We start from the raw sequence: 16,859 nt of genomic DNA, 5'->3' as shown, positions 1-16,859 counted from the left end.
CGAGCGCCGTGACATCGTTGCCGCAGGTGTAGCCAAAAATGTGTTGGGGTGCATCCTGCACACTAACGTGCCGCGTGGTGGCGCCAATCACCAGCACCAGTTCTCCCTCAAAGACCACACGCCCCGTGTAGCTGGAAGGCACTGGAATCGCTTGCTGATGTCCCACTGCAGCGCCGGGTGACTTCATGAAATACAGGGGTTCTGAGGGCGTTGACCAGCCATTCTTTTCTGCGGCCGCTCGGAAGTTGTTCCATAGCCCGATGATTTTTCCGGGTACGCACGGGGGCAACCATTGCAAGCCGTCAGCCGCCACGGTGTTGCCGGTCGGCTTAAAGTCTTCGAACAGGGCACCACCATGCTCATGAACCGTCTGCTGCTCCAGCACACCTGTCATCACTTTGCCATCTCGTCGATACCGCAACCACTGCATCACATGCTCCATGGGTATTTGCCAAATGTCAGTGTAAACAATCCAAGGGTGTTAAAGCATCCGCGCCAACAAACCACCTTCCGCGGGGCCATCCACAGGGATCCACACATGCGTCGGGCTGCCTGCAGCCACGTCAATAGATGCCCCGTGCTTGTCCTTCATCTGCGTGAGTTTGACCATGCGGTTGCCACTCGGGTGAATGATTTCGATGGTGTCGCCGACAGAGAATTTGTTTTTGGTTTCAATCTCTGCCCAACCATCGGCCACGGCGCGCACTTCTCCTACAAATTGGCTTCGGTGGGCGATGGAGTGGCCGGTTTCGTAGTTTTGGTAGTCGTTGGCAGGGCGGCGGTCCATCAGGCCAGCGGTGTAGCCACGGTTGGCCAAGCCTTCTAGCTCGGTGATGAGCTCGGGGTTGAAGGGGCGACCCGCCACGGCATCGTCAATCGCGCGGCGGTACACCTGCGCGGTGCGGCTGACGTAGTAGAGGCTCTTGGTGCGGCCTTCAATCTTGAGTGAGTCCACGCCAATTTGGGTGAGGCGTTCCACGTATTCCACAGCACGCAAGTCTTTGCTGTTCATGATGTAGGTGCCGTGCTCGTCTTCCATGATGGGCATGAGCTGGCCAGGGCGGCCCTTTTCTTCGAGCAGGTAAATGTTGTCGGCGTCAGGGTGGCGTTGGCCGTCCCCGCAGGTGGAGAAGCTGGATTCAGCTTCTTGCTGCGACTTGGCGAAGTCAAAGTCGGCTTCCATGGGGATAGGCATGGCTTCGCCGGTGTTGGGGTCGGTGGCGCTGGCTTGCGTGCCGTAGCCCCAGCGGCAGGCGTTGGTGCACGTGCCTTGGTTGGGGTCGCGGCGGTTGAAGTAGCCCGACAGCAAACAGCGGCCTGAGTAGGCAATGCACAACGCGCCATGCACAAATACTTCCAGCTCCATGTCGGGGCATTCTTGGCGAATTTTTTCAATCTCGTCCAAGCTGAGTTCGCGTGACAAGATGATGCGTGTGACGCCCACTTTTTGCCAAAACTTCACCGCGGCCCAGTTCACCGTGTTGGCTTGCACCGAGAGGTGAATGGACACCTCTGGCCACTTCTCGCGCACCATGGCAATCAGGCCGGGGTCGGCCATGATGAGCGCGTCGGGCTTCATGGCGATGACGGGCTCGATATCGCGCAAGTAGGTGCGCACCTTGTCGTTGTGGGGCAGCAAATTGCTGGTGACAAAGAACTTCTTGCCGCGTGCGTGGGCCTCGGCAATGCCGATGCCAATTTGTTCGAGGCGAAACTCGTTGTTGCGCGCGCGTAAGCTGTAGCGGGGTTGGCCGGCATAGACAGCGTCTGCACCAAAGTCATAGGCAGCGCGCATCTTGTCGAGCGAGCCGGCGGGTAATAGAAGTTCAGGTGCTTTGAGCGTGGTCATGGAGGTGTGATGCTTACAAGAGCATCTGAAAAATATTTAGCCGTGATTTTCGCATCTCGCTATGTCGACCCACGTGATGACGGATTTGAAATACGAGTGGACCTTATTAAGAGGCATGTTCTAAGAGGCATGTTTTGACGGGGCACAATCTGCTTATGACGAATTCGTTGGTGATTGCTGGAGGTGGAATTGCAGGCATAGCCGCTGGGTTGGCGACTGTGCGCGCAGGCTGGCAAGCCACGGTGTTTGAGCGGGCGCCTGAGTTTTCAGAAGTCGGTGCCGGAGTGCAACTAGGGCCCAACGTGACGCGCATTTTGCAAGCTTGGGGCTTGGGTGATGCACTTAAACGAATGGCTGCATTTCCTTCGGGCTTGCATGCCCGCAGTATGACCACGGGCGAGGTGTTGGCAGTGCTGCCCGTGAAAGACGCCATCACAACGTATGGTGCGCCTTACGTCACGCTGCATCGCGCAGACTTGCATGGCCTGCTATGGCGAGCGGCAGCGGGAGAAGGTGTGCAAGTGCACAGCGATGCCGTGGTAAATAAGGTAAGCCAATCTGCAGATGAAGCGGTGTTTGATGTCATGCAACACGGACGGTTGCAGCATCACGCCGCCAACTTGGCCGTGGCGGCGGATGGTGTGTGGAGTCCGCTTCGGCAGCAATTGCTGGGCGATGGCCTGCCAACATTTACGGGCCACATTGCCTACCGTGCCTTGGTTGCGCAAACCAACTTGCCTGCACATTTGCGCAGCCAAGATGTGTCGGTGTGGATGGGCTCACAAGCCCATGTGGTGAGCTACCCCGTGCGCGGCGGCGACTACCTGAACGTGGTGTGTTTGGCTGAAGGTCGTTTGCTCGATGACGATGCCAAGGGCTTGCAGGCTCTTCAAACTTGGAATGCGCAAAAGTCAGAAGCTCAAACTTTGGCTGAACTGCATCATGCATTACGAGGTGCCTGCGCGCCACTGAAAGATTTGATGGCTGCGTGCAACGACTGGCGTTTGTGGCCCCTGTGCGGCAGGCCAGCCATGCAGGGCGCACACGAACATGCCCAAGGGCGTGTGGCATTGGTAGGCGATGCGGCGCACCCCATGCTGCCGTATTTGGCACAAGGTGCGGGAATGGCGATTGAAGATGTTGATGAATTGGCGGCGCATTTATTGGGCGCTACATCAGCGAATGCACCAGAACGCTTGCAACAATTTGCCGACGCCCGCTGGCAACGCAACGCCCGTGTGCAGGCTAGGGCTGTGCGCAATGGGCGCATCTTCCACGCCACAGGGCCTGTGCGCGTGGGGCGCGATATGGGTTTGCGCCTGATGGGCGCGCGCTTGATGGATGTGCCGTGGCTCTACGGCTATTCACGGACTTGACGCGTTAGCTGAGCGTTTGCAGTCCGTGCCGCATGCGCGCACGTTGGCAGGCATCGCTACCCTCTTCAAACTCGCGACAAGGGGAGGGGCGCCATTCGTAAATGCCGCAGGTGGCTTTCTCGCCCACTTTGCCGCTTAGCGCGCCGCATCGTGGTGGTGAGTAATCTGTGCCACGCATGCGGCACATCGTTGCGGTCAGTTCTTGGCCCAAGCCTGAGGGAACCGAGCCCCCGTGCGTGTCCATTTCTTTCACGCTGAAGTCCACCCTAAAACAAGCACAGCAGGCGCCGCAACTGGTGCAGACCGACATGTTTATTGACGTCCAAGCAGCAGGTACTCCATCAGCGCTTTTTGCACGTGCATGCGGTTTTCGGCTTCGTCCCACACTACGCTTTGCGGGCCGTCAATCACGTCGGCCGCCACTTCTTCGCCGCGGTGTGCGGGCAGGCAGTGCATGAACAACGCGTTGGGTTTGGCGACAGACATCATCTCGCTGTCGACGCACCAATCAGCGAATGCTTTTTTGCGTGCTTCGTTTTCTGCCTCGTAACCCATGCTGGTCCACACGTCGGTGGTAACGAGGTCGGCGCCTTCGCAGGCTTGCATGGGGTTGTCGAAGACCTTGTAGCAGTTGGTATTGTTCAAGCCTGCAATGGCGGGGTTGACTTCGTAGCCGCTGGGAGTGCTGACATGCACGGTGAAGCCCAGCATGTCGGCAGCTTGCAACCAGGTGTTGGCCATGTTGTTGCCATCGCCCACCCATGCCACCACTTTGCCTTTGAGGCAGTCGAGCGGATGCACGGTCAAACCACGGTGCTCGATGTAGGTAAAGAGGTCGGCCATGACTTGGCAGGGGTGAAATTCGTTGGTCAAGCCGTTGATCACGGGCACGCGCGAATGGGCGGCAAAGTTGGTGATCTTGTCTTGGCCGTAGGTGCGGATCATCACCAGGTCGGTCATGCGGCTGATCACTCTGGCGCTGTCTTCAATCGGCTCGGCTCGACCCAGTTGGCTGTCGCCCGTGGTGAGGTTGACCACTGAACCGCCCAGCTGATACATGCCAGCTTCAAAGCTCACGCGGGTGCGGGTGGAGGCCTTTTCGAAAATCATGGCCAGCGTTCGGTCGGCCAAGGTGTGGTGCTTTTCGTAGGCTTTGAATTTCTTTTTGATGAGCGCTGCGCGATGGAATACGTAGGCGTATTCGTCCGCCGTGAGGGATGTGAATTGCAGGTAATGTTTCAGCGCGTGGGTCATGGGGCTTCTGCCAAGAATGTTTGGATGAGCGGCACAAGGATGGCCACCACTTCGTCAGCCTCGACTTCGGTGATGATGAGCGGAGGCACCAAACGCACCACGCTGTCAGCGGTGACGCTGAGCAACAAACCTGCATCGAGTGCGCGTTGCATCAACGCGCCACATGAGCGGTCAAGGTCAATGCCAATCATCAGGCCTTGTCCGCGAATTTCTTTTACGCCCTTCAGGCCGTCCAGCTCACGGTGCAGGGCGGCATGCAAATGCGCGCCCACCTTTATTACGTGGTCGAGCAAATGGTCTTCTTCCATGATGCGGATGGTTTCGACGCCAGCACGCATAGAAAGTGGGTTGCCGCCAAAAGTGGTGCCGTGGTTGCCGGGCTGAAAAATGTGGGCCGCTTTGGGGCCAGCCACGACGGCACCAATTGGCACGCCAGAACCTAGGCCTTTGGCCAGCGGCATCACGTCAGGCACGATGCCGGCCCATTGGTGGGCAAACCATTTGCCGGTGCGGCCCATGCCGCATTGCACTTCGTCAATCATCAAGAGCCAATCGCGCGCGTCGCACAACTGGCGTACTTGCTGCATGTACTCGACGCCCATGGGTGTGACGCCGCCTTCGCCTTGGATGGCTTCCATGAACACCGCCACCACATTAGGGTTGCCGTCGGTGGCTTTTTTCAGTGCGTCAATGTTGTTCACGGGCACGCGGATGAAACCGCCCATCATGGGGCCAAAGCCTTCTTTGATTTTTTCGTTGCCCGTAGCTGCCAATGTGGCCAGTGAGCGGCCATGAAATGATTTTTCGTAGACCACGATTTCTGGCAGGTCAATGCCCTTCATGTGGCCAAACTTGCGTGCCAGTTTTAGGGCTGCTTCGTTGGCTTCTAGGCCGCTGTTGCAAAAAAATGCATTGGTCATGCCCGATAACTCAACCAGCTTGTCTGCCAGCGCTTCTTGCAGGGGGATGTGGTAATAGTTGCAGCTGTGCATCATCTTGCCCACTTGGTCTTGCAGGGCAGGGGTGAGCTTAGGGTGGGCATGGCCCAAGGTGTTGACGGCGATACCGGCCAAGGCGTCAAGGTAGCACTTGCCATCGGTGTCCCACACGCGCACACCTCGGCCATGCGACACCGTCATTGGCAGTCGGCCATAGGTGTTCATGCAATGGGGGGATGCGGCAGGCGTGGTCATGTCAACTCCAAAAATAAAAACGACCCAACGAAGGTTGAGCCGTTGAGGCGAGATTTTAAAGGCACAGACATGACAAAACCGTGGCTGTTTCGGGGGCATTCAAACACCTCAAGTCTTATATAAGATAGAATACTTGACACCCGAGCGACAGAGGGAGATCCCCCTTCGCCACGCAACCGTTTTCAACCTCTATCCGATGGTTTCACACTCCGCCAAAGAAGTTTTTATTCTGGGTTTGACCCACGAAGGACGCACGTTTCGCCCCAGCGATTGGGCTGAGCGTTTGGCGGGCGTGATGAGCCAGTTTCGTCCCGGCGGCGCAACCCCCGGCAGCCACTTAAGCTATTCACCTTGGTGTGTGCCCAATACCTTGGACAACAACAAGTGCGTCATCGTTCACACCGATTTGCGTGACGAAGACCCTATGGCCTGGAACTTCGTGATGAACTTTGCCCGAGACAACAACTTGCAAGTGGTGGAAGCCTGCTTGTTGCCCGACTACCCCTCAGCGGCTTGATGCAGGCAACAAAAAACCCGCTCTAGAGCGGGTTTTTGCTTTTTCTTTGCTGACAGCGCACCCGTTACAAACGGCGGGCTGAACATTCAGCCCGGGCTGGTGGCCTATAAATTAGGCGGCGAGTGCCAAGGCTTTCACCTTGGTCGACAAGCGGCTCTTATCGCGAGCAGCTTTGTTTTTGTGGAAGATGCCTTTGTCAGCAATCGTGTCCACAACGGCTTGCATTTTGGCAAACAGTTCGGTGGCTTTGGTTTTGTCGCCAGCGATGACAGCTTTCTCGACGTTCTTCACCGCAGTGCGGTACTTCGAGCGCAACGAGGTGTTGGCAGCGTTGATCTTGACGTCTTGACGGACGCGTTTACGGCCTGATGCCAGGCGGGGGTTTTTTTTCTTGGGTTTGGCTGAAGCCATGATGAGTTTCCTTGAAGTTTGAGGATGATGTCAGCAAAGCCAATGATTGTAGCAAATCGCTACACTCAAACCGTGTCACTGTTCAAATCTGCTTCCATCGTCTCGGGCTTGACCCTGGTTTCCCGCATCACTGGCCTGATGCGCGAGCTGCTGATTGCCTCCACCTTCGGAGCCAGCGCCCTGACTGACGCCTTTAATGTGGCGTTTCGCATCCCCAATTTATTCCGCCGCTTGTTTGCCGAAGGTGCGTTTAGCCAAGCTTTTGTGCCGGTGCTGGCCGCCAGCCGCCAGCAAAACGGCGACGAAGCCACCCAAGTGCTGATCAACCAAGTGGCCACCTTGCTTATTTGGGCTTTGTTCATCGCCTCTGTGTTGGGCGTTTTGGGCGCTCCTTGGCTGGTGTGGGCCATGGCCAGCGGGCTGAAGCAGTCGCCCGAGGGTTTTGAGGTGGCGGTGGTGATGACGCGCTTTATGTTTCCCTACATCGCCTTCATGTCGCTGGTGGCTTTGGCCGCTGGGGTGCTCAATACTTGGAAGCGCTTTGCTGTGCCTGCGGCTACGCCCGTGCTTCTGAATGTGTCCATGATCGCCGCTGCTTGGTGGGGCGGTCCGTGGTTTGGCACCTTGGGCGTGCCGCCTATTTATGCTTTGGCAATGGGCGTGATGCTGGGTGGCGTGGCCCAACTTGTGGTGCAGCTGTGGGCTTTGCGTCGTTTGGGGCTAATGCCCCGCGTGGGTCTAAGCTGGCGTGCCGTGCGCGAGGCTTGGGGCGGCGAAGGTTCCAAACGCATTTTGCAGCTCATGGCGCCTGCCTTACTCGGCGTCAGCGTGGCGCAGATTTCCTTGCTCATCAACACGCAAATTGCTTCGCAGCTTGTTCCGGGTAGCGTGAGTTGGCTCAGCTATGCCGATCGTTTGATGGAGTTTCCCACCGCCTTGTTAGGCGTGGCTTTGGGCGTGGTCCTGATGCCCCAGCTCTCGGCGGCCAAGGCTGACAACGACACGGCCAAATATTCAGACATGCTCGACTGGGGCTTGCGCTTGGTGCTGCTGCTGGCGCTGCCGTGTGCATTAGCTTTGTTGATTTTTTCTAAAGCCTTGGTGTCCGTGCTTTACAACTACGGCGCATTTACCGCTCATGATGTGCAACAAACCACCGTGGCGCTCATGGGCTATGGCGTGGGTTTGCTGGGGCTGGTGGCCATCAAGGTGCTGGCGCCTGGCTATTACGCCAGCCAAAACATACGCACACCGGTGCGCATTGCAGTGGCGGTGCTGGTGATCACCCAGTTGTTTAACGTCGCCTTGGTGCCTTATTTGGCCCATGCCGGTTTGGCCTTGTCTATTGGCTTGGGCGCATTGGTCAACGCCGTTTGGTTGCTGTGGGGCTTGGTCAAAAACGGCACCTATGTGATGAGCGCAGGCTGGCTTCGCTTTGTGTTGCAAGTGCTTGCCGCGTGTGCTGTGTTGGGCGCTTGGCTTTGGTGGGCGGCCCAACATTGGGACTGGACAGCTTTGCACGCCACGCCGCTGTTGCGCGTGGGTCTGATGATGGTTGTGTTGGCCGTGAGTGCGCTGGTGTACTTCGCCACACTCACCGTCACGGGCTTGAAACTGCGCGCCTTGCTGCGCCGATAAACTGAGACTAAAGGAGGCTGCGCCATGGATTTCAAACTTGAAGTACCCACCACCTTGGAATACTTTGCCTCGTTGGTGCAAAGCGATGCGCACTTTCCGTTGCTCGAAGCTGTGACCAGTTTGGCCCAAGACGAATACCCAGAGCTAGACATTCAAGAGGTTTTAGGCCACGTTGACCAGTTGGGTAACCGATTGAAGAAACGTTTACCCGCCGATGCGGGCGCTTTGCAAAAATTGCGCTTGCTCAACAAGTTTTTCTTTGACGAGCACGGCTTTGGTGGCAACCTCAACAACTACTACGACCCCGACAACAGCTACCTGCATGTGATGTTGCGCACGCGTCGCGGCATTCCCATCAGCTTGGCGGTGTTGTGGCTAGAGTTGGCGCAAACCCTTGGGCTCAACGCCCAAGGTGTGGGCTTTCCCGGACACTTTTTGGTTAAAGTGCGCTTGCCTCACCCCAATGAGGGGCAGGTGGTGATTGACCCGTTCAGCGGCGAATCGCTAAGCAAAGAAGACTTGTCAGAGCGGTTGATGCCCCTGCATGCCGAATCGGGTTTGATGCGCGACGGCCATGTGTCGGACGAGTTGCTGAAACACTATTTGCGCGCCGCCACGCCTCGCGAAATAGTGGCGCGCATGTTGCGCAACTTGGAAGAGGTGTACACCTCGCACCAAGACCCAGAGCGTTTGATGCTGGTGAAGCAGCGGTTAAGGGTGCTGTTGCCGTCAGTTGACGATCAAAACTGATCGTTCAAGCCACAACCACCGCAGCGCCATCACCTAGTTCGGCAATCACACCAATGGTGTGCACCTGCTCGCCGTGGGCGCGCAGCACCTCGGCGCAAGCCTCTGCGTGAGCGGGGTCAATGACTACCACCATGCCGATGCCGTTGTTGAAGGTGCGGTTCATTTCGATGTCGTCAATGCCCGCTGTGTTTTGCAGCCAAGCAAACAGCTCGGTTTGGGGCCAGCTGCCTTTGGTCAGGTGCGCGGCCATGCCTTCGGGCAACACACGTGGGATGTTTTCTAGCAAGCCGCCACCCGTGATGTGGGCAAGGGCTTTGATGCCAGAGGTGTCTTCTGTATTGGGGTGGGCGGCCAAGGCTGCCAATACGCTCTTCACGTACAAGCGAGTGGGGGCCATGATGGCTTCTTTGAACGGTTTGCCGTCTAGGGTGGCGGGGGCGTTGGCACCTGCACGCTCAATGACTTTGCGCACCAGCGAGAAGCCGTTGGAATGCACACCAGAAGAGGCCAAGCCCAACACCACGTCACCCGGCTTGACGTTTTGACCCGTCAAGATTTTGGATTTTTCTACGGCACCCACGGCAAAGCCCGCGAGGTCGTATTCACCGTCGGGGTACATGCCGGGCATTTCAGCGGTTTCGCCGCCAATCAAGGCGCAGCCTGAGAGCTCGCAGCCTTTGGCAATGCCGCCCACCACTGCAGCGGCGGTGTCGATGTGCAATTTGCCGCAGGCAAAGTAGTCAAGAAAGAATAGGGGCTCAGCGCCTTGTACCAACACGTCGTTCACGCTCATGGCCACCAAGTCGATGCCCACGGTGTCGTGCATTTGCCATTCAAAGGCCAGCTTGAGCTTGGTGCCCACACCGTCGGTGCCGCTGACCAGCACGGGTTCTTTGTAACGCTTGGGCACTTCAAACAGGGCGCCAAAACCGCCGATGCCGGCCAACACGCCCTCGCGCATGGTTTTCTTGGCCAAGGGTTTGATGCGTTCGACCAAGGCATCGCCTGCGACGATGTCGACGCCGGCGTCTTTGTAGGAGAGGGGTTTGTTCATAGTGAGGAGGTGCTGGGGCGCTGCCAATGTGTGCGCCGATAGAATCAGGCAGTAATTTTAAAGCCAACATCACCCAACGCTGTATGCAATTCACCCCCGCGCAACAACACGCCCTCGCATGGACTGGCCTTTCGGCAGTGGCAGCACTTGTTTTATGGCTGCTGGGCCCCGTGCTCATGCCGTTTGTGGTGGCGGCTGTGTTGGCTTATGTGCTGAGCCCTTTGGTGCGCGGCTTGCAACGAGCGTTTGGCCGCCGTTTGCCACGCTTGGTGGCAGTGTTGTTGGTCGAAGTGCTGTTTTTGCTGCTGTTGGTGGCGCTGTTCACTCTGCTGATTCCCATCTTGGCCCACGAGCTGCCGCGTATGCGCGACCAGTTGCCCGTGTTGGTCGAGCGTGTGCAAAACGACATTGCGCCTTGGTTGCAAGCCAAAGGCATCCCCGTCATGCTGGACAGTGCCAGCATCAAAGCTTTTGTGTTGCAAAACTTCAGCACCTCGTTTGAAGACGGCTTCAAGCAGGCGCTGACCTCGCTGCGTATTGGCGGCAGCGTAGCCCTGACCGTGGTGGGCAACTTGGTGCTGATTCCGGTCGTGCTGTTTTATTTGTTGGCTGATTGGCAGCGCTTTGTACGTCATGTTGAAGCGCTGGTGCCCAAACCTGCACGCGCGGCTTACGACAGCTTTGTGTCTGAGTGTGACGACGTGTTGGGCCAATACCTACGTGGTCAGTTGTCGGTCATGGCCTTGTTAGCGGTGTATTACAGCGTAGCGCTATGGGCGTTTGGCTTAGAGTTGGCGTTTCCCATCGGTGTGTTCACCGGCTTGGCCGTTTTTGTACCTTATGTGGGTTTTGGCCTAGGGCTTGTGTTGGCAATGTTGGCGGGCGTGCTGCAATTTGCGCCCAGCGAGGCCATGCTGATGGTGGCAGTGGTGTACGGCTTAGGCCAGCTGATTGAGAGCTTTGTTCTCACGCCGCGCTTGGTGGGCGAGCGAATTGGCTTGCACCCGTTGCACGTGATTTTTGCCTTGATGGCTTTTGGCCAGTTGTTTGGTTTTGTCGGTGTGTTGGTGGCTTTGCCTGCCAGCGCCGTCTTGCTGGTGGCCATTCGCCGCTTGCGTGCGCAGTACCAAGCCAGTGCTTTGTACCGTGGTGTTTAAGTGCAGATGAAGCAAATCGCACTCGACATTGGTTTGGCCACAGGCCCCACGCTCCACAACTTTTTCGCAGGCCCCAACCTTGACGCGTTGCAACATCTGCAACTGTGGGCGGGCAACGACAAACGCTCGCCCGTGCCCACCTACGTGTGGGGCGTGAGCGGCAGCGGCAAAACCCATTTGTTACGCGCCGTGCAAGCCGCCTTGCGTGACCAAGGCAGCGCCGTGGGTTGGATGGACGCCACCGTGGCCGAGCCCACCGCGTTTGACGATGCGTGGCGCGTGGTCATCTTGGACGATGCGCACCTCTTCACCGCGGTGCAACAACATGCGGCATTCAACTGGTTTGTGAACGCCACCACGCCCAGCGACGGTCAACAGCGATGGGTGCTGGCCGCAGGCAGCGTGCCGCCCAGCGACTTGGCCTTACGCGAAGACTTGCGCACCCGCTTGGGTTGGGGGCATATTTTTCAATTGCAGGTGCTGAGCGAAGCCGAACGCCGTGCTGTGCTGCGCCAACAAGCCGACGACCGAGGTGTGTTTTTGAGCGATGAGGTGATGGACTTCATGCTCAACCGCTTTAGCCGCGACCTGAGCAGCCTCATTCAACTTCTCAACCAACTCGATGTCTACGCGCTGCAAACGCAACGCGCCATCACCATCCCCTTGATCAAAGCCATGCTGGACGCCATGTGATGAAACTCGCCTTATTTGACCTTGACCACACTTTGTTACCGATTGACTCAGACCAATCATGGGGGGCATTCACGGTAAAGCTGGGTTGGCATGACCGCGATGCCTTCATTCAAAAAAATGATGAGTTCTACGCCCACTACCAGGCGGGCACTTTGGACATTCACGACTACGTGCGTTTTGGTGCGGAGGCGTTTTGCCAGCGTGGCCCCGAGGCGGCGGCTCAGGCTCACATGCAATTCATGCGCGAGGTGGTGCAGCCAGTCATCTTGCCCGAGGCGCTGGCGCTGGTAAAGAAGCACCGCGATGCGGGCGATCGCGTCATCATCATCACCGCTACCAATGAGTTTGTGACCCGCCCGATTGCACAAGCGTTGGGTGTGGACGAACTGATTGCGGTGGAATTGGTGCGCGATGCCAAGGGCTGGTTTACCAACGAGATTTTGGGCGTGCCCAGCCTGCGGGAGGGCAAAGTACAACGTCTGCAACAATGGCTCACATGTGAAGGCTTGGACTGGGCTGATGTAGACACCACGTTCTACAGCGATTCCCGCAACGATTTGCCCCTGTTGGAGCGCGTCAACCACCCCGTGGCGACTAACCCCGACGACACACTGCGCGCCGTGGCCTTAGAAAAAGGCTGGCCGATTTTGGAACTGTTCCCAAAACAATGATCAAACAATTCATCAACAAGCTGATGGGCAAAGCACCCGCCAGCACCCTGCCCAACTTGGGCAAGCGCCTTGTGGTGCCTGCCAAGGTGCACGGCATCAACGTCGATTGGGTGGACGAACGCGCTTTGAATGTGGTGCGCACCCTGCAAGACCGTGGTTTTGAGGCCTACATCGTGGGCGGTGCGGTGCGCGACTTGTTGTTGGGTTTGAAACCCAAAGACTTTGACGTGGCCACCAACGCCACGCCCGAGCAAGTCAAAGCGGCATTTCGTCGCGCCTTCATCATTGGCCGACGCTTTCGCATCGTGCACGTGGTGTATGGCCGAGGTCGCGAGCATGAAGTGATTGAGGTGTCCACCTTCCGCGCCCACCTTGACAACACCGAAGCCGAGCAAGTCAAAGGTAACGAGCGCAGTAGCAAACAAGAACTGGCCAACATGAAGCACGCGGTAGACGCCAGCGGTCGTGTGCTGCGCGACAACGTGTGGGGCCCGCAAGACCAAGATGCGGCCCGCCGTGACTTCACCATCAACGCCATGTATTACGACCCCGAAACGGGCAACGTGATTGACTACCACGGCGGCATTGCCGACGCGAAGAAAAAAGTTATCCGCATGATTGGGGACCCCGCTACGCGCTACCGCGAAGACCCGGTGCGCGTCATTCGCGCTGTGCGCTTTGCCGCCAAGCTATCGGTGTTGGGCTTCAAGATGGAAGCCAAAACTGCCGCCCCCTTGAAGCGTGCCGCCAAGCTGCTGGCCGATGTGCCGCAAAGCCGCTTGTTCGACGAAATGCTCAAGCTCTTGCAAACCGGCCACGCGCTGGCCAGCATTGAGCAGCTCAAACTGCAAGGCTTGGCCAAAGGCATTTACCCGTTGCTGGACATTGTTGTGGCGCGTTCAGACGAAGAGTTTGTTACTACTGCGCTGAACGACACCGATCGCCGCGTGGGCGAAGACAAACCAGTGGCGCCTAGCTTTTTGCTGGCCTGCGTGTTGTGGTCGGACGTGCGCGAAACCTGGGCGCTAAGGAGCGTCAAGCAGCCATCTTTTCCCGCGCTACAAGACGCGATTGATGAAGTGTTTGACACACGGATTGGCGATGTGTCGGGACGCGGCAAGCTAGGCGCTGACATGCGCGAAATTTGGATGATGCAACCGCGCTTTGAAAAGCGCACTGGCAGCGGCCCTTGGACCTTGGTGGACCAATCACGCTTTCGTGCGGGCTTTGACTTCATGCGCCTGCGTGCCGATGTGGGCGAGGTCGACGAAGCCTTGTCAGACTGGTGGCAAGAGTTCAGCATGGCCAGCGACAGCGAGCGTGAAGACCTATTGCAGCAAGTGCGTCAAGAGCAGCAGCAACAAAAAACCCAACGCGCACCCCGCGTGCATGCGGTGCGGCGTGCTGCCAAGCCTGAGGCTGAAGACCCACGTTTCAGAGACGCTGCGTCTGATGGCGTTGAAACGGGTGAAGACGGCGCAGAATCGCCCGCCAAAAAACGTCGCCGCCGCCGCCGCAAGCCCACCGGCGAAGCGGGTGGCGCCCCAACTACCGAATAATCCAAGGCCTCGCCATGTCAGCTCCCCCCGTCATGGCGTGCGTGGCTCTAGGTGCCAATTTGGGTGACGCAGTGGCCACAGTGCAGCAGGCTTTGCGCGATGTGGCGGGCTTGCCAGGTACACAACTGGTCAAGGCTTCATCGCTGTATCGCACTGCGCCTTTTGAGGCACAAGGCCCAGACTTTATCAATGCCGTAGTTTTGTTGCAAACACAGCTCAGCCCGCTTGAGCTGCTGCATGCCTTGCAAGACTTGGAGCTACAAAGTGGCCGCGAGCGTCCCTATGTCAATGCGCCGCGAACCTTAGACCTTGATGTGGTTTTTTACGGCGATGTTGTTTTAAAAACGCCAGAGTTGACGCTGCCGCACCCACGGTGGCAGGCGCGTGCGTTTGTGCTGCTGCCTTTGGCTGAGGTGTGGCCAGAGCGAGTGAGCGCCGCGCAGTTGTTGGCGGTGCAAGAACAAGCGATTGAAAGACTGCCTTATTCGGACAGTTTTCGCGCTTCTTCGATTTGATGTTCGAAGTAACGCTGGAAGCTAAACACAATGCTTGACATCAGCACCGTGGTGCCGATCAGCAGCGCCATGGCAATCGCACCGATGGTCAACCAATTGGTTTGGCCAGCCGGCGCGTCTATGTGTTCAGTGCTGTTGAAACGGGCATTCCAAGCTTCAGGCGTCATCAGGCCATACACGATGGCATTCAATGCACATGCTGCAAAGGTGAAGCCCGCTATGGGGATGAGCCACCAACTGGCAACATCATCTAAGCCGAACTGTTGAACGCGCTCCACGCCGTAAATGCCCAACGCTGTGGGGATGGGCAGCAGCCAGCCAAGGGTGTCCCACATGCCAAACAAGTAAAAACGGTGTAGGCCAAAAGGGCCACCCAAGAAGGCCAACCAAGTGGCGATGGTTTTGTTTTTCATAGGCGGAGTGTAAAGCGCTATAATGATAGGCTTTTCAGCGTGTCGCAGGCCGGGTGGCTTAGCGCGTGTCTCAAACGTTGAAAAAAATTCCACCCGAAGGATTCATCATGGTCGTCATCCGACTTTCACGCGGCGGTTCTAAAGCCCGTCCATTTTTTAACATTGTTGTTGCCGACAAGCGCGACCGTCGCGACGGTCGTTTCATCGAGCGCATTGGTTTTTACAACCCAATCGCCAAAGGCCAGGCTGAAGGTTTGCGTGTTGCGCAAGACCGTTTGACGCATTGGACCAGCGTGGGCGCTCAGTGCTCGCCAACCGTGATCCGCTTGGTCAAGCAAGCTGCAGCCAAGGTCGCTGCTTAATTGAGCACAGGCATTGCAATGATGCTAAGCCTTGAGTCCGCAGAACTTCCTGTGGACGCCATCGAGGTTGGGCGCATTGCCGATGCTTGGGGCATCAAAGGCTGGTTCAAGGTCTTGCCCCATAGCGCTTCTCCGGAAGCGCTTTTTTCTTCTAAACGTTGGTTTTTACAACCTTCTGAAAGAGGTGCCAAAACATTTGCTGGCACCGTGCTTCTGAAAATCATCGAAGCCAAAGAACATTCTGATTCTGTGGTTGCCACGGCCCAAGAGGTGCTCGACCGGAACACCGCAGAACTGCTTAAAGGCGCACGCATTTTTGTGTCGCGTGCCAGCTTTCCCACCCCCGAGGCAGACGAATACTACTGGGTCGATCTGATTGGCCTCGATGTCGTTAACCGCGAAGGCGTGGTGCTTGGCGCTGTACGCGAGCTGTTGCACACCGGTCCACAAACTGTGTTGGTGCTTGCTTACGAGGAAGAGGGCAAGGCCCAAGAGCGGATGATTCCGTTTGTGTCTGCCTACATCGACACCGTTGATTTAGCCGGACGTCGCATTACCGCCGACTGGCAGCCAGATTACTAATCGATCAGCCCAAGGCCATTGCCATGCGCTTTGACGTCATCACCTTGTTCCCCGAGTTGTTTGAGCCGTTTCTCAAAATCGGCATTACGCGCCGCGCCTACGAGGCTGGGTTGGTGGATGTGCATTTGTGGAACCCCCGTGATTACGCCGAGGGCAACTACCGCCGTGTGGACGATCGTCCCTTTGGCGGCGGTCCTGGCATGGTGATGATGCCCGAGCCTCTGTCTGCCTGTTTGACTGCCATTCGCGCTGACCGTGCCCAAGGCCGTGATGTGGCGCCCTTGGTATTGTTTTCGCCCATTGGCGAGACGCTGCGTCACGCAGCCGTGCAGCGCTGGTCAGATAGCCAAGGCGCGGTGCTGCTATGTGGCCGCTATGAAGGCGTGGACCAACGCTTTATCGACACCCAGGTGGATGCGCAAGTGAGCGTGGGTGACTTTGTGTTGTCGGGGGGTGAATTGGCCGCCATGACCTTACTGGATGCCGTGGCGCGTTTGCAGCCTGGCGTTCTCAATGACGAGGGCAGTCATCAGCTGGATAGCTTTAATCCCGCATTGGACGGTTTGCTGGATTGCCCGCACTACACACGTCCAGAGCAATGGGAAGGGCAGGGCGTACCGGCAGTGCTGATGTCGGGCCACCACATCAACATCGAGCGCTGGCGTCGCGACCAGCGTTTGCAGCTAACAGCCCGCCTGCGCCCAGAGCTCATTGAAGCGGCGCGAGCCGATGCAAAGCTCACGGTACAAGACGAGGCTACTTTGAAGGCTCAAAAACCGCTATAATTGTGGGCTTTTCGATCCTCTGGTTGGCCGCTTCGTGCCCTTGTGCAAGAAGCCTTTTGTGTAGCGCGACCAAGATCCTT

At 57.4% G+C, this 16,859-nt stretch carries 19 protein-coding genes and 1 pseudogene; 12 read left to right on the top strand and 8 right to left on the bottom strand.

The window, feature by feature from the left end; translation table 11 throughout:
- Positions 1 to 442: fumarylacetoacetate hydrolase family protein (locus ABWP81_RS03655; RefSeq protein WP_353139526.1), on the bottom strand; the 442-nt coding region annotated here is incomplete at its 3' end.
- A 39-nt stretch (positions 443 to 481) separates the two neighbouring features.
- Entirely contained in the window at positions 482 to 1,849 is a 1,368-nt protein-coding gene (gene trhP, locus ABWP81_RS03650; protein WP_353139523.1) for a prephenate-dependent tRNA uridine(34) hydroxylase TrhP, read from the bottom strand.
- A 155-nt stretch (positions 1,850 to 2,004) separates the two neighbouring features.
- On the opposite strand from trhP, the gene ABWP81_RS03645 reads away from it, so the two are divergent.
- Entirely contained in the window at positions 2,005 to 3,225 is a 1,221-nt protein-coding gene (locus ABWP81_RS03645; protein ID WP_353139520.1) for an FAD-dependent monooxygenase, read from the top strand.
- A gap of 4 nt (positions 3,226 to 3,229) precedes the next feature.
- Here the strand turns inward: ABWP81_RS03645 and ABWP81_RS03640 are convergent, their stop codons facing one another.
- The 3 genes from ABWP81_RS03640 to ABWP81_RS03630 are packed head-to-tail and all read right to left on the bottom strand — an operon-like array spanning position 3,230 to position 5,672.
- Positions 3,230 to 3,535, bottom strand: coding sequence for a YkgJ family cysteine cluster protein (locus ABWP81_RS03640; RefSeq protein ID WP_353139517.1), 306 nt, complete (start codon positions 3,533 to 3,535; stop codon positions 3,230 to 3,232).
- A 2-nt stretch (positions 3,536 to 3,537) separates the two neighbouring features.
- Complete coding sequence (gene argF, locus ABWP81_RS03635) at positions 3,538 to 4,467, bottom strand: ornithine carbamoyltransferase (protein WP_502905509.1); 930 nt, start codon at positions 4,465 to 4,467, stop codon at positions 3,538 to 3,540.
- Between the two features lie 8 nt (positions 4,468 to 4,475).
- On the bottom strand, positions 4,476 to 5,672 hold the full coding sequence (locus ABWP81_RS03630; protein ID WP_353139511.1) for an aspartate aminotransferase family protein: 1,197 nt from the start codon (positions 5,670 to 5,672) through the stop codon (positions 4,476 to 4,478).
- A gap of 196 nt (positions 5,673 to 5,868) precedes the next feature.
- Here ABWP81_RS03630 and ABWP81_RS03625 point away from each other — a divergent pair, with 196 nt between their 5' ends.
- Positions 5,869 to 6,189 carry a DUF3579 domain-containing protein gene (locus tag ABWP81_RS03625; RefSeq protein ID WP_353134132.1) on the top strand — a complete coding sequence of 107 codons (321 nt, stop codon included), beginning with the start codon at positions 5,869 to 5,871 and terminating at the stop codon, positions 6,187 to 6,189.
- A 111-nt stretch (positions 6,190 to 6,300) separates the two neighbouring features.
- On the opposite strand, the gene rpsT is transcribed toward ABWP81_RS03625, so the two are convergent.
- The gene (gene rpsT, locus ABWP81_RS03620; protein WP_353134135.1) at positions 6,301 to 6,600 is read right to left on the bottom strand and encodes a 30S ribosomal protein S20; all 300 of its coding nucleotides are present in this window, start codon (positions 6,598 to 6,600) and stop codon (positions 6,301 to 6,303) included.
- A gap of 72 nt (positions 6,601 to 6,672) precedes the next feature.
- Between rpsT and murJ the strand changes: the two genes are divergently transcribed.
- Positions 6,673 to 8,238 carry a murein biosynthesis integral membrane protein MurJ gene (gene murJ, locus ABWP81_RS03615; RefSeq protein ID WP_353139508.1) on the top strand — a complete coding sequence of 522 codons (1,566 nt, stop codon included), beginning with the start codon at positions 6,673 to 6,675 and terminating at the stop codon, positions 8,236 to 8,238.
- Between the two features lie 24 nt (positions 8,239 to 8,262).
- Positions 8,263 to 8,967: pseudogene (locus ABWP81_RS03610) on the top strand (SirB1 family protein); the annotation flags it as partial.
- A 25-nt stretch (positions 8,968 to 8,992) separates the two neighbouring features.
- Here the strand turns inward: ABWP81_RS03610 and purM are convergent.
- Positions 8,993 to 10,042 (bottom strand): phosphoribosylformylglycinamidine cyclo-ligase, encoded by a 1,050-nt coding sequence (gene purM, locus ABWP81_RS03605; protein ID WP_353139505.1) that lies wholly within the window; start codon positions 10,040 to 10,042, stop codon positions 8,993 to 8,995.
- A gap of 83 nt (positions 10,043 to 10,125) precedes the next feature.
- Between purM and ABWP81_RS03600 the strand changes: the two genes are divergently transcribed.
- From ABWP81_RS03600 to folK, 5 genes are read left to right on the top strand one after another with little or no spacing between them, the layout of a single operon-like run.
- A complete protein-coding gene (locus ABWP81_RS03600; RefSeq protein WP_353139502.1) occupies positions 10,126 to 11,199 on the top strand; it encodes an AI-2E family transporter in 1,074 nt (357 codons plus the stop codon).
- A gap of 6 nt (positions 11,200 to 11,205) precedes the next feature.
- Positions 11,206 to 11,892: a DnaA regulatory inactivator Hda gene (gene hda, locus ABWP81_RS03595; RefSeq protein WP_353139500.1), complete on the top strand. Its 687-nt coding sequence runs from the start codon at positions 11,206 to 11,208 to the stop codon at positions 11,890 to 11,892.
- A complete protein-coding gene (locus tag ABWP81_RS03590) occupies positions 11,892 to 12,563 on the top strand; it encodes a histidinol-phosphatase (RefSeq protein WP_353139497.1) in 672 nt (223 codons plus the stop codon). Before hda ends, ABWP81_RS03590 begins: the two co-directional genes overlap by 1 nt.
- Positions 12,560 to 14,122 carry a polynucleotide adenylyltransferase PcnB gene (gene pcnB, locus ABWP81_RS03585; RefSeq protein WP_353139494.1) on the top strand — a complete coding sequence of 521 codons (1,563 nt, stop codon included), beginning with the start codon at positions 12,560 to 12,562 and terminating at the stop codon, positions 14,120 to 14,122. The genes ABWP81_RS03590 and pcnB overlap by 4 nt, the downstream gene beginning before the upstream one ends.
- Before the next feature lie 14 nt (positions 14,123 to 14,136).
- On the top strand, positions 14,137 to 14,637 hold the full coding sequence (folK, locus tag ABWP81_RS03580) for a 2-amino-4-hydroxy-6-hydroxymethyldihydropteridine diphosphokinase (RefSeq protein ID WP_353139491.1): 501 nt from the start codon (positions 14,137 to 14,139) through the stop codon (positions 14,635 to 14,637).
- Here the strand turns inward: folK and ABWP81_RS03575 are convergent.
- Positions 14,604 to 15,050 (bottom strand): TM2 domain-containing protein, encoded by a 447-nt coding sequence (locus ABWP81_RS03575; RefSeq protein ID WP_353134159.1) that lies wholly within the window; start codon positions 15,048 to 15,050, stop codon positions 14,604 to 14,606. The genes folK and ABWP81_RS03575 overlap by 34 nt on opposite strands.
- A 107-nt stretch (positions 15,051 to 15,157) precedes the next feature.
- Between ABWP81_RS03575 and rpsP the strand changes: the two genes are divergently transcribed.
- The 3 genes from rpsP to trmD are packed head-to-tail and all read left to right on the top strand — an operon-like array spanning position 15,158 to position 16,779.
- Positions 15,158 to 15,412: a 30S ribosomal protein S16 gene (gene rpsP / locus ABWP81_RS03570; RefSeq protein WP_353134212.1), complete on the top strand. Its 255-nt coding sequence runs from the start codon at positions 15,158 to 15,160 to the stop codon at positions 15,410 to 15,412.
- Positions 15,413 to 15,430: 18 nt separating this feature from the next.
- Positions 15,431 to 15,994, top strand: a complete 564-nt coding sequence (gene rimM, locus ABWP81_RS03565) for a ribosome maturation factor RimM (protein ID WP_502905508.1) — start codon at positions 15,431 to 15,433, stop codon at positions 15,992 to 15,994.
- 23 nt (positions 15,995 to 16,017) lie between these two features.
- Complete coding sequence (gene trmD / locus ABWP81_RS03560) at positions 16,018 to 16,779, top strand: tRNA (guanosine(37)-N1)-methyltransferase TrmD (RefSeq protein WP_353139488.1); 762 nt, start codon at positions 16,018 to 16,020, stop codon at positions 16,777 to 16,779.
- The last annotated feature ends 80 nt before the right edge of the window (positions 16,780 to 16,859 follow it).

It is taken from the genome of Limnohabitans sp., assembly GCF_040401135.1.
In the GTDB taxonomy this organism is placed as follows: Bacteria; Pseudomonadota; Gammaproteobacteria; order Burkholderiales; family Burkholderiaceae_C; genus Limnohabitans.
This window is presented reverse-complemented; position numbering and strand designations above follow the sequence as displayed.

Bases quoted from the DNA above. Each gene is read 5' to 3' on its own strand.
- trhP (WP_353139523.1), bottom strand. From the start codon at position 1,849: ATGACCACGCTCAAAGCACCTGAACTTCTATTACCCGCCGGCTCGCTC.
- ABWP81_RS03645 (WP_353139520.1), top strand. From the start codon at position 2,005: ATGACGAATTCGTTGGTGATTGCTGGAGGTGGAATTGCAGGCATAGCC.
- ABWP81_RS03640 (WP_353139517.1), bottom strand. From the start codon at position 3,535: ATGTCGGTCTGCACCAGTTGCGGCGCCTGCTGTGCTTGTTTTAGGGTG.
- ABWP81_RS03630 (WP_353139511.1), bottom strand. From the start codon at position 5,672: ATGACCACGCCTGCCGCATCCCCCCATTGCATGAACACCTATGGCCGA.
- ABWP81_RS03625 (WP_353134132.1), top strand. From the start codon at position 5,869: ATGGTTTCACACTCCGCCAAAGAAGTTTTTATTCTGGGTTTGACCCAC.
- rpsT (WP_353134135.1), bottom strand. From the start codon at position 6,600: ATGGCTTCAGCCAAACCCAAGAAAAAAAACCCCCGCCTGGCATCAGGC.
- purM (WP_353139505.1), bottom strand. From the start codon at position 10,042: ATGAACAAACCCCTCTCCTACAAAGACGCCGGCGTCGACATCGTCGCA.
- ABWP81_RS03600 (WP_353139502.1), top strand. From the start codon at position 10,126: ATGCAATTCACCCCCGCGCAACAACACGCCCTCGCATGGACTGGCCTT.
- hda (WP_353139500.1), top strand. From the start codon at position 11,206: ATGAAGCAAATCGCACTCGACATTGGTTTGGCCACAGGCCCCACGCTC.
- ABWP81_RS03590 (WP_353139497.1), top strand. From the start codon at position 11,892: ATGAAACTCGCCTTATTTGACCTTGACCACACTTTGTTACCGATTGAC.
- pcnB (WP_353139494.1), top strand. From the start codon at position 12,560: ATGATCAAACAATTCATCAACAAGCTGATGGGCAAAGCACCCGCCAGC.
- folK (WP_353139491.1), top strand. From the start codon at position 14,137: ATGTCAGCTCCCCCCGTCATGGCGTGCGTGGCTCTAGGTGCCAATTTG.
- ABWP81_RS03575 (WP_353134159.1), bottom strand. From the start codon at position 15,050: ATGAAAAACAAAACCATCGCCACTTGGTTGGCCTTCTTGGGTGGCCCT.
- rpsP (WP_353134212.1), top strand. From the start codon at position 15,158: ATGGTCGTCATCCGACTTTCACGCGGCGGTTCTAAAGCCCGTCCATTT.
- rimM (WP_502905508.1), top strand. From the start codon at position 15,431: ATGATGCTAAGCCTTGAGTCCGCAGAACTTCCTGTGGACGCCATCGAG.
- trmD (WP_353139488.1), top strand. From the start codon at position 16,018: ATGCGCTTTGACGTCATCACCTTGTTCCCCGAGTTGTTTGAGCCGTTT.